The sequence below is a fragment of the Clostridium pascui genome, from assembly GCF_016908015.1.
GTDB lineage: Bacteria > Bacillota > Clostridia > Clostridiales > Clostridiaceae > Clostridium_AK > Clostridium_AK pascui.
Genome location: NZ_JAFBDB010000002.1, coordinates 730,747 through 745,608, shown reverse-complemented (window position 1 = coordinate 745,608; position 14,862 = coordinate 730,747). Strand labels below are relative to the sequence as shown.

At 33.9% G+C, this 14,862-nt stretch carries 11 protein-coding genes and 2 riboswitches; of the genes, 4 read left to right on the top strand and 7 right to left on the bottom strand.

Going from position 1 to position 14,862, the window contains the following annotated elements:
- Positions 1-27 precede the first annotated feature (27 nt).
- From JOC70_RS08630 to JOC70_RS08615, 4 genes are all read right to left on the bottom strand, one after another.
- Positions 28-1,275 carry a Zn-dependent hydrolase gene (locus JOC70_RS08630; protein ID WP_204598457.1) on the bottom strand — a complete coding sequence of 416 codons (1,248 nt, stop codon included), beginning with the start codon at positions 1,273-1,275 and terminating at the stop codon, positions 28-30.
- 92 nt (positions 1,276-1,367) lie between these two features.
- The gene (locus tag JOC70_RS08625; RefSeq protein WP_204598456.1) at positions 1,368-2,780 is read right to left on the bottom strand and encodes an alanine/glycine:cation symporter family protein; all 1,413 of its coding nucleotides are present in this window, start codon (positions 2,778-2,780) and stop codon (positions 1,368-1,370) included.
- A gap of 103 nt (positions 2,781-2,883) precedes the next feature.
- Positions 2,884-4,104, bottom strand: a complete 1,221-nt coding sequence (gene dpaL, locus JOC70_RS08620; protein WP_204598455.1) for a diaminopropionate ammonia-lyase — start codon at positions 4,102-4,104, stop codon at positions 2,884-2,886.
- 27 nt (positions 4,105-4,131) lie between these two features.
- The gene (locus JOC70_RS08615; protein WP_204598454.1) at positions 4,132-4,512 is read right to left on the bottom strand and encodes a RidA family protein; all 381 of its coding nucleotides are present in this window, start codon (positions 4,510-4,512) and stop codon (positions 4,132-4,134) included.
- Positions 4,513-4,743: 231 nt separating this feature from the next.
- Between JOC70_RS08615 and JOC70_RS08610 the strand changes: the two genes are divergently transcribed.
- Positions 4,744-5,667: an AraC family transcriptional regulator gene (locus JOC70_RS08610; RefSeq protein WP_204598453.1), complete on the top strand. Its 924-nt coding sequence runs from the start codon at positions 4,744-4,746 to the stop codon at positions 5,665-5,667.
- A gap of 419 nt (positions 5,668-6,086) precedes the next feature.
- Here JOC70_RS08610 and JOC70_RS08605 read toward each other — a convergent pair whose 3' ends face one another.
- The 3 genes from JOC70_RS08605 to JOC70_RS08595 form a co-directional block, all read right to left on the bottom strand.
- Positions 6,087-7,532 (bottom strand): NCS2 family permease, encoded by a 1,446-nt coding sequence (locus JOC70_RS08605; protein ID WP_204598452.1) that lies wholly within the window; start codon positions 7,530-7,532, stop codon positions 6,087-6,089.
- A 247-nt stretch (positions 7,533-7,779) separates the two neighbouring features.
- Positions 7,780-9,183, bottom strand: a complete 1,404-nt coding sequence (locus JOC70_RS08600; protein ID WP_204598451.1) for an alanine/glycine:cation symporter family protein — start codon at positions 9,181-9,183, stop codon at positions 7,780-7,782.
- Between the two features lie 98 nt (positions 9,184-9,281).
- Positions 9,282-9,381: riboswitch (glycine riboswitch) on the bottom strand.
- A gap of 14 nt (positions 9,382-9,395) precedes the next feature.
- A riboswitch (glycine riboswitch) is annotated at positions 9,396-9,466 on the bottom strand.
- Between the two features lie 199 nt (positions 9,467-9,665).
- Positions 9,666-10,208, bottom strand: coding sequence for an ECF transporter S component (locus JOC70_RS08595; protein WP_204598450.1), 543 nt, complete (start codon positions 10,206-10,208; stop codon positions 9,666-9,668).
- Positions 10,209-10,692: 484 nt separating this feature from the next.
- On the opposite strand from JOC70_RS08595, the gene nuoE reads away from it, so the two are divergent.
- The 3 genes from nuoE to JOC70_RS08580 are packed head-to-tail and all read left to right on the top strand — an operon-like array spanning position 10,693 to position 14,845.
- Positions 10,693-11,175, top strand: a complete 483-nt coding sequence (gene nuoE, locus JOC70_RS08590; protein ID WP_204598449.1) for an NADH-quinone oxidoreductase subunit NuoE — start codon at positions 10,693-10,695, stop codon at positions 11,173-11,175.
- 13 nt (positions 11,176-11,188) lie between these two features.
- Positions 11,189-13,084 (top strand): NADH-quinone oxidoreductase subunit NuoF, encoded by a 1,896-nt coding sequence (locus JOC70_RS08585; RefSeq protein WP_204598448.1) that lies wholly within the window; start codon positions 11,189-11,191, stop codon positions 13,082-13,084.
- Positions 13,085-13,108: 24 nt separating this feature from the next.
- Entirely contained in the window at positions 13,109-14,845 is a 1,737-nt protein-coding gene (locus JOC70_RS08580; RefSeq protein WP_204598447.1) for an NADH-dependent [FeFe] hydrogenase, group A6, read from the top strand.
- Positions 14,846-14,862 lie beyond the last annotated feature (17 nt).

The window sequence follows — 14,862 nt, the reverse complement described above, 5'->3', positions numbered from 1 at the left end:
CTCCACCTAAAGCTTACTAACAGAAATTTACTCAGCCTCTGTGAGTTTAGCAACTAAATCCAGTAACACGTTGGCTCCAGCCACTAAATCAGGTTCTGCTGTGAACTCTTTAGGGTTATGACTTATTCCATCAACGCTTGGAACGAAAATCATAGCTGAAGGGCAAACACGAGCAATCATTTGAGCATCTTGTCCTGCACCAGACGTCATTCGTCTTGATTGGAGTCCATGTTCACTAGCAACCTCCTCTACTAACCTAACAATATTCTCATCGAAAGTAACTGGCTGAAAGCGTACTAATTGTTCAGAATTAATTGATACTTTTTCTAATGCCGCTAATTCTTTGAGGTAGTTCGCAAGTGCTTGCTCTTCCTCTTGCAATTTTTTCTCATTTGGATTACGCAAATCAACTGTAAATGTTGCTAAAGATGGAATGACATTAACAGCATTGGGCTTAAATTCAATAGTTCCAACTGTCGCAACAGTTTTCCCATTGGAAGCGTTAGCACGATCGCGTAAATATGTTATCACCCTTGCCGCCGCAAGTCCTGCATCACGTCGCATATCAGTTGGTGTAGTACCAGCATGATTTGCAACACCTTCAATGGTAACGCGCTGCCAGGAAATACCTTGAAGATCCTCAACAGCACCAATTGGGGTGCCAACTTTATCAAGAATTGGACCTTGTTCTACATGAAGCTCAATGTAAGATTGTGGTTTTAAAAAGCCAGGTTCCTTCGTTCCAGCATATCCAATACGTTTAAGCTCTTCGCCCAATATTGTGCCATCGATACCTACTGTTGCAAGAGCCTCATCAACTGATAGCCCACCCGCAAATACAAGGGAGCCCATCATATCAGGTGCATATCTAACACCTTCTTCATTAGTGAATGCTGCTACTGCAATCGGACGAGTTGGAACAAAGCCTGCCTCCTGTAAAGTCTTTATTACTTCAAGACCAGCAATAACTCCATAGCATCCGTCGTAAATACCGGCATTAATAACTGTGTCGATGTGGGAACCTAGCAAAATTGGTGCTTCATTTCTATTTTGGGTACTATACCAAATACCAAAGATATTACCGATTTTGTCGATTTCTACTTCTAATCCGGCCTCCTTAATCCAAGTAACTAATTGGTCACGTCCAGCTTTATCTGCATCTGAAGCAGCTACTCTCGATAGTTTATTGTCATTGCCCCTACCAGTTTTACCAAGTTGTTGAATCCGGTTAAGTAAGCGCTCAGAATTAATTGATAAATTTAATTTAGTATTCATGTTTATTTCCCCCTAAAATGTAAAATATATTGTAAATAACTAGGTTAATAAATTTGTTAGACCATAGATTAAATTGTCTGATTTTATGGTATCTAGCCTTTGATATTTTTTTCATGACTTCTAGTCGTTTCTTCGCTTTCTTTTATGAAATCCTCATAATCCCAAACTGGTTCTTCAATTCCATTCTTCTTTTGATCTTTGTAATCCATATAAACCCTCTTTACATGCTTTGATAATCCAATCAATGCAATTACATTAAAGAATACCATGAGTGCTCCGAAGAAGTCAGCCAACTCCCAAAGAGATGTAACAGGTGCAATGGCTCCTACAAGAATAACGCCACAACTGAGTATTCTGTAAGGTGTTATCAACTTATCACCAATCTTAGGAAATAACCATCTTAAATTTACCTCACCATAATAGATATCTGCTAATAAGGTAGTAAATCCAAACAAAAACATAGCGGCAAATACAACCATATTCCCAAACGGAATTCCTCTTCCAAATGCAGCTTGGGTTAAAGCAATTCCAGTAGCGCCAGTATCCAATGCTCCAGTAAATAAAATAACAAATGCGGTACAGCTGCAAACAATCATTGTTGTAAGAAACACTCCTAACATAGCAGCAAATCCTTGATTTACTGGATGTTTTACGTTAGCTGATGCATGCATGCTTGGTGTTGTACCATTTCCAGCATCATTTGAAAATAAGCCCCTTGCTACTCCAAATCTGAAAGCCTCTTTTATGGTATATCCAGCAACTCCTCCTGCTGCTGCATTGAAGTTGAAAGCTGATTTAAATATCAAAGCAAAAACTGATAGTAACATATTAAAATTGGTAATAACAATAAAAACGGCAATTAAAATATACACCAAAGCCATAAATGGAACAACGTAACTCGAGAAACCAGCAAGTCGTTTAACTCCACCAAATATTACCATAGAAACAAGAATTACAAGGGCTATTCCCGCAAAAGCAGGATTAATATCTATAACTCCTGTTACTGCATTGGAAATTGAATTACTTTGTATCATTACATAATTAAATCCAATTCCTAAAATAAGCGAAATAGAAAATAAAGTTGCTAATAACTTACTTTTAAACCCCTTTTCCATATAATAGGCCGGACCACCACGAAAGGTCCCGTCCTTATTCTTCACACGGAATATTTGTCCTAAAACTGCTTCACCAAAGTTAATTGGCATCCCTAAAATGGCAGTTACCCACATCCAAAATATCGCTCCAGGTCCTCCCGATGCAAGAGCTGTTGCAACTCCAACTAAACTACCGGTTCCAACTTGTCCACCTACTGCTGCACATAGAGCACCAAAACCAGATACTCCATCTTTCTTTTTCATTCCATCAATAATGTTTGTAAAAAGCTGCTTAAAATGCCTTACTTGAGGGAATTTAAGTAGAATTGTATAAAAAACACCTGTACTTAACAATATTCCAGCAACTAACCATCCCCAAAATATACCGTTCAATGATTTAATAATTCCCATATTTCAACCTCCTATTAGTTTTAGTGCATGCTAGGTAAAAGGAAAATCAAAATTCCAATATATAAATGTATATCATTCTTATTTCATCTAAATTTGTACTAGCTTATATTGACGAATAGTCGCCATCCCATACTATATCTCTATATTTCTTTGGGTCTGTATCTCCCTCCGTACTTATTATGAGTATTTTGGAATTCTCATTAAGTCCTAGTTTCTCTCTTAATTCTTTGTAACAACCTTTTTCCATAATTAGGCTTATTACTCCAGCTCCAATTGCTCCTGATTCCCCAGATATTATTTGTGGATCTCCCTTAAGTGGACTTGCAAGTAGTCTCATTCCCCTGGCTGATACATAGTCTGGACAAGAGAAGTATGCATCAGAGTAATCTTTTAAAACTTCCCAGCTTATTGTATTTGGTTCTCCACAGGCAAGTCCTGCCATTATTGTGTGCATGTCTCCTGTAACTATATATCTCTCACCAAGCTTTGCAGACTCATATATACAAGGTGCTAAATCTGGCTCTACAACTACTGTAACAGGCCTTTCCACTCCAAATTTTGAAGCTAAATATCCCTGAACTGTTCCTGCAAAGGACCCTACACCAGCTTGTACAAATACATGTGTTGGTTTGCCTATTCCATATTCTGCAAGTTGCTCCATAGCTTCATGAACTAAGGTTCCATATCCTTGCATAATCCATGTAGGAATATCTTCATAGCCTTCCCAAGCAGTATCTTGTACCACTACCCATCCATGTTTCTCAGCCATTTCATTAGAAAATCTAACTGTCTCGTCATAGTTTTTTTCTGTAATGCTAGCTTCTGCCCCTTCTTTCTTAATGTTTTCAAGTCTAATTTTAGATGAACCTTTTGGCATGTAAACTACTGATTTTTGTCCTAATTGATTAGCTGCCCAAGCAACCCCTCTTCCATGATTTCCATCTGTAGCTGTTACAAAGGTTATATCCCCTAACTTCTCTTTAACTTCTTTTGATCTTAAATAATCGAAAGAAACTTCAGAAATATCTATTCTTAATTTTTCACTTAAATATTTTCCTATGGCATAAGACCCTCCTAGCACTTTAAATGCATTAAGTCCAAATCTATAGGATTCATCTTTCAGAAATATGTTCTTAACCCCTAATATTTTAGCTAGGTTATCTAATTTGTGTAATGGTGTTACAGAATACTCTGAAAAACTTTCATGAAAACTTTTTGCTTTTTTAATCTCTTCATCTGAAATAAAATCTATATTTGCTTTTTTATATTCAGTATTTCTCACCTTGTCATTAAATACATATTTTATTAAACTTTTTTCTAACATATGTTCATCCTCCATAATAATTTCAAATTATTCTTTGATTGCTATAACCTCAATTTCTATTTGAGCATCTTTTGGGAGTCTTGCTACTTCTACGCAGCTTCTTGCAGGATAAAAGCCTTCAAAATATTGACTATATATTTCATTAACTTTTGAAAAATTTTCCAAATCCTTTAAGAACACTGTAGTTTTTATTACATTATTTAAAGCAAGTCCCTCTTCTTTTAATATTGCCTTAACATTTTCAAGAGATTGTTTTGTTTGTCCCTCTATATCGCTTGGCATTTCTCCAGTAACTGAATTAACTGGTAGTTGTCCTGACAAGAAAGCAAAGTTTGAAAATTTAACCCCCTGTGAATATGGACCTATGGCTGCTGGTGCGTTTTTAGTTGAAATTACTTTTTTAGACAATTTTAAGTACCTCCTTATAAATTTGTTTTGTGAATTTTCTTTCAAACCAGTATTTAATAAATTATATAAATATGTTACTATTATGTCGTTAACACATTTTTATAGTACTATTATATTGTATATCGTTTACACCTTCTATAAAGCTATTACCCATTAATATCGTAATATTGAGTTTTATATAATTTTATTATTCATTAATATCGCAATATTGATTTAAGGGAGGTAATTCATTTGCAAGTACCCGATATTCCAATTGCCAGAGACTTTAAAGAGATAACACGACATGGAAGCACATTATTTCCAATAGGAGTTTATAAAACTCAGTTGAGTAGAAATGTACTTGGATATGTCCCTTTGCACTGGCATGATGAAATACAGTTTTGCCTTGTAACAAAGGGCTTCGTGAGTTTTACTGTGAATCAATCTATATATAATATTGAAGAAGAAAATGGTATCTTTATCAATTCTGGTTATCTTCATTCAGCAAAACCATATAATTCAGAAAATAAAGACAGTGAATATATTTGCTTCGATATATCTCCGAATTTTCTTTCTGGTTCTTCAAAAAATATTATTCATGAAAAGTATGTAGAACCTTTTTTAAAATCAAGTTCAAATTCAGCCATTGCACTAAATACTTCAATTCCTTGGCAAAAAAAAGTTTTATATACTTTAGATAATCTATTTAGAGTTTATATAAATAATGAATTTGGATTTGAATTAGACATGCATTCCAAATTATCAAGTATATGGCATTTAATTATTACCAACACACCTGATTATATTAAGGAGGTAAACACCAATGCTTTTGCTGAAAATAACCGAATTAAAGAAATGTTATCTTATATTCATCAAAATTATAAACAAAAGATTGCACTAGACGATGTGGCAAAAGCTGCAAATATCAGTCGGTCTGAATGTTGTAGGTTTTTCAAACGAATGATAAAATCAACTCCATTTGAATATTTAATTTCTTACCGTATAAATCAAAGTATGCTGCTATTAAAAAATAGCAGTCTATCCATTACAGAAATTGCGGAGGAAGTTGGATTTGGAAGTGTAAGCTATTATATAGAAAAGTTTCGAAAACATACAAATTATACTCCAAAGGAATTTAGGAATTATTGTATTGCCCCCTCTGAAAATGCCGATTAATTTTTAGTCAGAATGCTCAACAGATGCAATTAAAATAATTAAAAGAGAAGCTAATAATATAAAAAGCATTACTATAGTTAGTAATGCTTAGTTAGAAATTTAAAGCAATATAACCCCTTTATTTTGATAAAGAGTTACATTGCTTCTTAATTATTTATTTTTTAAATAGTTTAAATAAATACATTTTTACTATTGAAAACAGTATGGAATTTGCATTGTAGAAAGCATTGAATAAGTAATTAGAAGCTCTTTGTTTCTGAATTCAAATCACCGTTAAGAACTTTTTACTGTCTGAGCGATAGCGAGTTTAAAAAGTTTAGGTGATTTAAATTCAGAAATATTAGAGCTTCTTTACGCAGTGAACGCTTTCTTAAATGCAAATTCCATACGATATTTTTAACACTAAAAATATCGTAAAATTATTTAGGAAGTATTGTAAATCTTATTATAAATAGCGCTGCTAAAACGTAAACTATTGGATGAACTTCTTTTCTTCTTCCGGTTACTATTTTAACTATTGGATAAAATATAATTCCTGCTGCTATTCCATTTGCTATACTGTAACTAAATGGCATTATTGATATTGTAAAGAATGCTGGTAAAGCTTCTGTAAAATCATTGAAGTTTATATTAGTTACAGCGCCCATCATTAGTACTCCTACTACTATTAAAGCCGGAGCTGTTGCTTCTGCTGGAACTATTCCAACAAGTCCTGTAAAGAACATTGCAACTAAAAACATGATACCTGTTACTACGGAAGTAAGTCCAGTTCTTCCACCTTCTGAAATACCTGCAGTAGATTCTACGAAAGTTGTAACTGTGCTTGTTCCAAGTAATGCTCCTGTTGTAGTAGCTACTGCATCAGCAAGTAATGCCTTATCCATATTTTTCATCTTTCCGTTCTCATCTAGCATATTTGCCTTTTGAGCTGTTCCAACTAATGTTCCAATTGTATCAAACATATCTACAAGACTAAATGATATAACAACCATAATTACATTTAATATAGCTTTAAGTAATCCATGTTGTCCTATATTTAATAATCCTGGCAAATCTAACTTTAAAAAAGTATGACTTAAAGAAGGTGGTGCACTAACAAGATTAGCTAACGGAACAGTTTTAGTAACTCCTAATGGAATACCTATAACAGTAGTTAATAAAATACCTATAAGTATTGAACCTTTTACATTTCTAGACATAAGTATTGCTGTTATTGCAAGACCAATTAACGTAAGCATTGTATTTGGCGACATGAAGTCTCCAAAGCCTACTAGTGTTGCTGGATTTGATACTACTATTCCACCGCTTTTAAATCCTATTAGAGCAATAAATAATCCAATACCACCAGAAATCGCAAATTTTAAATTAGTAGGTATTGCATTTACTATTGCTTCACGCACGTTAGTTAAAGTAAGCAATATAAAGAAAATACCTGAAATAAACACTGCTGCTAATGCTTGCTGCCAACTATATCCCATTCCAAGACAAACGCTAAATGCAAAGAAAGCATTAAGTCCCATTCCTGGAGCTTGGGCAAACGGTACATTTCCATATAAACCCATTACAAACGTACCAACTGCTGCGGAAATACATGTAGCTGCAAAAACTGAAGCAACCATTGGGTCGTTTAGAGCACTAAGTCCCGCCTTTACTGCTGCTTCCCCTAAAAGCCCCTGTGTATTCATCCCTGCCTGCATAAGTATTCCTGGATTTACAAATATTATATAGGCCATTGTTATGAAAGTAGTGATACCTGCTATAATTTCAGTTTTTACATTAGTTCCATTTTCACTTAGTTTAAAAAACGAATCTAAAAAACCTTTAGGTGGTTTCTGACCGTATCTTTCTTCTTTTGACTGCTGCATTATTTAACCCTCCTTATAATCACCTTATAATCTTCTTATCATTACGAACAATGTATTATAATTTCTAATCTAATATTAGCATCATTTTTGCAACCTGTCAACATTGCTTTTTAATTTTATTATTATTATTCGTGTATATAGTGTTCTTGCAAGTAATTTTATAGATATTGTTCGTAAATAAACAAAAACCTCCTATGTAGTTAATATATTTACTATATATATTAACTACATAGGAAGCTTTTATACATTATAATGCCTTAGACATTATTATCTCTTCATCCTCCGGACTTTCTTCACTTTTTAATTTTTCAAAATAAAGTTTTGTCTCATGAATTACCACAGGACTTAATCCTACTAATGCTATTAAATTAGGTATAGCCATAAGTCCATTGACTATGTCTGCAATTATCCATATCAAGTCTAACTTTAATATAGACAATCCACCAACTGCTACAATTGCTATAAATATATATCTATATGGTTTTATTCCCTTTACTCCAAATAAATACTCTGCACATCTTTCACCATAATAATTCCATCCTAATATAGTTGTAAATGCAAAGAACATAAGTCCTACAGTTATTATAAATTTTCCTAAAACTTCTATAGGCATACCTTGTGTAAATGCTGCATTTGTCATTGCAGCTCCAGCTAAATTTGATTTCCATGCTCCTGTTAAAATTAAGGTTAAACCTGTCATTGTACACACTATTATAGTATCTATAAATGTTCCTGTCATAGATATAAGGCCTTGTCTTACACAGGATTTTGTTTTTGCTGCTGCTGCTGCAATAGGTGCACTTCCAAGTCCTGATTCATTAGAAAACACCCCTCTTGCCACACCATTTTGAATAGCCTGTTTAACTGTAGCTCCTAAAAATCCTCCTACCGCTGCACTAGGAGTAAATGCACTTTTTATAACTAATACCAACGCTGCTGGTACTAATTTAATGTTTACAACAAGTATTATAAGTGTTGCAACTATATACATTATAGCCATAAAAGGAACTACCTTTTCTGAAACCTTTGCAATGCTTTTAATACCGCCTAAAGTTACTAAGGCAACTAGACAAGTTATTATAAAACCTGTTGTTATAGTTGGTACATTATATGAATCCTTTAGAGATTCTGTTATTGCATTTATTTGTGCAAAAGTTCCTATTCCAAAGTAGGCTACTCCTATTCCAAATATAGCAAACAACTTAGCCATCCATTTATTTTTAAGTCCTCTTTCTATATAATACATAGGGCCGCCAGACATTTGTCCATTTTTATCTATTACCCTATACTTTACAGCAAGCAGTCCCTCTGCATATTTTGTAGCCATCCCAAAGAAAGCTGCCATCCACATCCAAAATAATGCTCCTGGACCTCCGGCCTTAATTGCAGTAGCTACTCCTACAATATTACCTGTACCAATAGTTGCAGCAAGTGCTGTACACAGTGCTTGGAAACTTGTAACATCACCTTTACCTGAACTATCTTCATCTTCTTTAGAAAATAAATATTTAAGTGCTAATGGTAGTTTTATGATTTGTAGACATTTAAGTCTTAGTGTGAGATAAATTCCTGTTCCCACTAGAAGAATTAGTAAAGGTGCTCCCCATACTATTGAGTCGATTTTGTTAAAGATTTGAATTAGATTTTCCATGATCCATCCTCCAATATAATTATTTTTGAGGACAGCAAAAGAATAGATTCGTGACAATAAAATAGAGGTACTGCAAAAAACAGACCTCTGGATATACTGTTCTATTCTCTGTCCTTTTACCTGAGAGTTTCATTGGAATAACAATATCCCAACTTTCTCCTTCGGTGCTCTAAATAGAGTCTCTCCAGAGTTTCGTCCAGTAACAGTCCTCCCCATAAATAATGGTACCTGAAAGATTAACATCTTCGGTGGGCTACAAAAGCCTCTCTCCTATTACCTTCATCCGAGACAATTATTAAATTTATTTAATTATAAGATAATATATATAATTTATCAATATTAATCTTAAGTCATGTAAACATTTTAAACTGTATATTATTATTATTCTCTTCATTTACCGCTTTATTTTACTAAACTATAATTAATTAACAAAGAAATTCTCACTCATATAAAAATTAAATATTAACTATGAAATATAGTTATTAGCGATTAAAAACCCCTTTTCCCTTAACACCTTTTATCAAAAGAAGTGCTATAACAATACCTACAGCTATTTGCATTGTATTTGCTGGAATATCTGCCAAAGCTAAAACTAAGCTTTCATAGAAACTTGCTGATTCCACATATACAAAGCGTACAATTACAGCATTAGCTAAATAATATGCCAAAACCATCCATGCTCCTGCCACTGCAAAAGCAAATGTGTTGTTCTTTACATTTTCTCCATTATAATCATTTCTGTATGCTATAGTTGCTGCTATATATGCCATAACTGCCTTTATAACAAATGTAAATGGTGCCCATATGGCATATCCACCTAAAATATCTGCAAGAGTCATTCCAAGTGCTGCTGCTAGTGCACCTTTTTTTTTTCCAAATATCACAGCAGCTACAAATACAAATCCATCACCTAGATGAGTATAACCTATAACTGTTGGTATTTTCATTGTCATGGTCACTAAGCATATAATACCAATCATAAGTGCCATTTCTACCATTGAACGAGTCTTAACATGTGTTTCCATACTTTTCTCCTCTCCTCCAAATCAAATTCATTAAATTATCTTTAATTATAGGTTATACATATTTTCTTTTCAAATGTACCGATACAATAATAGTCGAGTTTTAATATATAGGCGCTCTTTCTGGTAGTGAAGAAAAAAATATGGATTATCTTAAAATTATCAAACTTTTCAGTCACTTTTCTCATTTTCAGAGTATATCAAGTTATTTGTATTAAATTATTTTAAAAATAAAAAAACTTATACATGTAACAGCAATTATTGACAGTACTGCTATTTTGCTTAGATTCAGCTTCATATCAGCTCTTATATCGAACAAGTACCAATATTTACATTATATAACCTACTTTATCATTATTGAAATTCCGAGTATTTTTTAGTATATTTAAAATAAAGTTAAAAATAAAAATTGTTAATATTTAAACAAGATTCTGATATAATTGAATTATGGAAAATATTAAATCATTTGCAAAGGGGGCACTTAAAATTGAGTTGCAGAAACGAACTAGCAGAAGCTAAATTCCAAGAATTAAGTGAGTATATAGATTCCTTAAGGGATAAAGAAGGAGCATTAATAAGTGTACTTCATAAAGCTCAACAGTTATTCGGTTACTTACCTGAACGAGTTCAAAAATTTGTAGCTGATAAATTAAATATGCCTGTTTCTAGTGTATATGGCGTAGTAACTTTTTATTCTTACTTCAATACAGAACCTAAAGGTGAATATGTTATAAGCGTATGTATGGGTACTGCATGTTTCGTAAGAGGTGCTGGAGATGTAGTAAGCGAATTACAGCAGAAGTTAGATATAAAGGTTGGAGAAACTACAAAAGATGGAAAATTTACTTTAGATGTGCTGCGTTGTGTTGGTGCTTGCGGCCTTGCACCTGTTGTCACTGTAAATGATAAAGTATATGGTCATTTTACCAAAGATAGAGTCTCTAAATTGTTAGAAGAGTATAGCGAATAGGAGGAATTATACCTTGAATAAAATAAAATCTTTTGAAGCATTAAAAAAATATCATGAAGATTGCAAAAAGTTAGTGGCAATAAAGCAAGTTTCTCATGAGGCCGAATTAGCTGCAGAAAACAAGAGATGTAAACGTTCAATATCTGTTTGCGCAGGTACAGGCTGTAAATCTGCAGATAGCTATCAAATAGTTGAGAATTTAAAACATGAAATCAAAACTGCAGGCCTTGAAAATGAAGTACAGGTAAGCCTAACAGGTTGTTTTGGATTTTGTGAACAAGGTCCTATCATTAATATAAATCCTGACAACGCATTCTATGTACACGTTAGACCTGAAGATGCAAAAGAAATTGTAGAAAGCCATCTACTGCAAGGCAAAATTATTGAAAGACTTTTATTTATAGAACCTACTCTTCAAAAGAGAGTTAAAAGACAAGATGAGATGTCCTTTTATAAAAAGCAAAAAAGAATTGCACTAAGAAATTGCGGACTTATAAATCCTGAAGATATTGAAGAGGCTATCGGAGAAAAAGCTTATTTAGCATTGGGAAAAGTTCTTACCGAAATGACTCCTGATGATGTTATAAAAGCTATTAGTGATTCAGGGCTTCGTGGACGTGGGGGCGGTGGATTCCCTACAGGAACAAAATGGGGATTTGCAAAGAAATATGAAAGCTCTAAAAAATATATAATCTGTAATGCAGATGAAGGTGATCCAGGTGCATTTATGGATCGTTCCATACTTGAAGGAGACCCTCACAGTGTATTAGAAGCAATGGCTATAGCAGGTTATGCTATTGGCGCCAATGAAGGAAACATATACATTAGAGCTGAATATCCTCTTGCAGTTTACAGGTTAGAAATTGCTATAAAGAAAGCTCATGAATATGGACTTTTAGGAGAAAATATTTTAGGTACAGATTTTAGCTTCAATATAAATATTAAATATGGTGCTGGAGCATTCGTATGTGGTGAAGAAACAGCTTTAATTCACTCCATAGAAGGAAAAAGAGGAGAACCTACGAATAAACCTCCATTCCCTGCTGAATGTGGATTATGGAACAAACCTACTTGTGTAAACAATGTAGAAACCTTAGCTTTAGTTCCTGCAATTATAAACGAAGGTCCAGGCTGGTTCAGCTCCATTGGTACAGAAACTTCTAAAGGAACAAAGGTTTTTGCTCTAGCAGGAAAAATAAACAATGTAGGACTTGTAGAAGTACCTATGGGAACTACTTTAAGAGAAATAATATATGATATTGGCGGCGGTATAAAAAATGGTCGTAAATTTAAATCTGTCCAAACTGGTGGTCCTTCTGGTGGATGTATCCCTGTTGATCATTTAGATACTAAAATCGATTATGAATCCTTATCTAATATAGGTTCCATGATGGGTTCTGGTGGAATGATTGTAATGGACGAAGATAACTGTATGGTTGATATAGCTAAATTCTATCTTGAGTTTACTGTAGATGAATCCTGCGGAAAATGTACTCCTTGTAGAATAGGAAATAAAAGACTTTTAGAAATACTTACAAAAATTACTGAAGGAAAAGGTACTGAAGAGGACTTAGTTGATCTTAAGGAACTTGCTCAAACCATAAAAGATACTTCTCTTTGCGGTCTTGGACAAACTGCTCCTAATCCAATACTTAGTACAATGAAATATTTCTATGATGAATATGAAGCTCATGTAAAAGAAAAAAGATGTCCTGCAGGAGTTTGTAAAAACTTACTTCGCTATGAAGTTGCAGATAAATGTATAGGTTGTACTAAATGCGCAAGAGTATGTCCTACTTCATGCATTGAAGGAAAAGTAAAGGACAAGCATAAAATCATGCAAGATAAATGTATAAAATGTGGAAGCTGCTTTAGCGCCTGCCCTGTGGGTGCAATAATAAGAAAGTAGACTTAACGAAAAGAGGTGTGAAGTTTGAGTTTAGTTAATATTACTATAAATAATAAGGAATTTCAGGTTCAAGAAGGAACTACTATATTAAATGCTGCTAAGGAACTTAACATAAATATACCTACTTTATGTCATTTTCATCTTCACGATAATAAGACTGAAAATCATCCTGGTTCTTGCCGTGTATGTGTAGTTGAAGTAGAAGGAAGAAGAAACCTAGCTCCTGCTTGCTGTACTCCTATAACTCCTGGTATGGTAGTTAAAACCAACTCCATAAAAGCTATAAAAGCAAGAAGAACTATGGTAGAACTTCTACTATCAGATCATCCTCAAGATTGTCTTCTTTGTGAAAAAAATACAGACTGTGAACTTCAAAAGCTTGCAGCTGAAATGGGAATACGTGAAATTAAATACAAAGGAGAAAAATCCAAATATCCAGTAGATAATTCTAGCTACTCAATAGTGCGTGATTTAGATAAATGTATACTTTGCAGAAGATGTGTAACTATGTGTAACAAGGTTCAAACTGTTGGGGTTTTATCCGCTATAGATAGAGGTTTCGAAACAATAATAGCTCCAGCTTTTTCAGCTCCTATGCTCGAAACTAACTGTACATTTTGTGGTCAATGTGTAGCAGTATGTCCAACTGGTGCTCTTACAGAATTAAATAATACTTCTAAGGTTTGGAATGTATTAAATAATGAAAAGAAGACAGTTATAGTCCAGACAGCTCCAGCAGTACGTGCAGCACTTGGTGAAGAATTTGGACTAGAACCTGGCATTGCAGTTACCGGTAAGATGGTTGCAGCTTTAAGATCCCTTGGATTTGACAAAGTATTTGACACAGATTTTGCTGCTGACTTAACTATAATGGAAGAAGCTTCTGAGTTAATTCATAGGCTTGAGCATGGCGGAACTCTTCCTATGCTTACTAGTTGTTGTCCTGGATGGATTAATTTCTTCGAACACCAATTTAGTGATCTTTTAGATATACCATCCAGTTGTAAGTCACCTCAGCAGATGTTCGGTGCTATAGCAAAAACATACTTTGCTGAAAAAATGGGAATCGATCCTAAAAATTTAATAGTAGTTTCAGTTATGCCTTGTCTTGCTAAAAAATATGAAGCTGCAAGACCTGAAATGAGCACCAACGGAATTCCAGATGTAGATTTAGTTATAAGTACTCGTGAACTTGCTAAAATGATTAAAGAAGCCGGAATAGACTTTAACTCTTTAGATGAAGAAAATTTTGATAATCCATTAGGAGAATCCACAGGTGCTGGAGTAATATTTGGAACTACAGGCGGAGTTATGGAAGCAGCTCTTAGAACTGCTTATGAATGGGTTACAGGAGAAGAATTAGCCGATGTTGAATTTGGTAACGTACGTGGTGCTGAAGGAATACGCGAGGCTACTATCTCTATTAAAGATACTGATGTAAAGGTTGCTATAGCAAGCGGTCTTGGAAATGCACGTACTCTTCTTGAAAGAATACGAGAAGGAAAAGAACATTATCACATGATAGAAATAATGGCTTGTCCTGGTGGCTGTATCGATGGTGGTGGTCAGCCTTACATTAGAGGTAATACAGATATTATTAAAAAGAGAAGAGTTGCTCTTTACACAGAAGACAGAAGTAAAACTTTAAGAAAGTCTCATGAAAATCCATTTATTCAAGAATTATACAAAGACTTCTTAGGAAAACCTTATGGAGAAAAAGCTCACGAGCTTCTTCATACAACTTATGTTAAAAGAAAATAAAAATATACTGAATGCCA

What these genes read in the sequence shown, in the direction of transcription:
- JOC70_RS08630 (WP_204598457.1), bottom strand. Translation starts at nt 1,275, where the DNA reads ATGAATACTAAATTAAATTTATCAATTAATTCTGAGCGCTTACTTAAC.
- JOC70_RS08625 (WP_204598456.1), bottom strand. Translation starts at nt 2,780, where the DNA reads ATGGGAATTATTAAATCATTGAACGGTATATTTTGGGGATGGTTAGTT.
- dpaL (WP_204598455.1), bottom strand. Translation starts at nt 4,104, where the DNA reads ATGTTAGAAAAAAGTTTAATAAAATATGTATTTAATGACAAGGTGAGA.
- JOC70_RS08605 (WP_204598452.1), bottom strand. Translation starts at nt 7,532, where the DNA reads ATGCAGCAGTCAAAAGAAGAAAGATACGGTCAGAAACCACCTAAAGGT.
- JOC70_RS08600 (WP_204598451.1), bottom strand. Translation starts at nt 9,183, where the DNA reads ATGGAAAATCTAATTCAAATCTTTAACAAAATCGACTCAATAGTATGG.
- JOC70_RS08595 (WP_204598450.1), bottom strand. Translation starts at nt 10,208, where the DNA reads ATGGAAACACATGTTAAGACTCGTTCAATGGTAGAAATGGCACTTATG.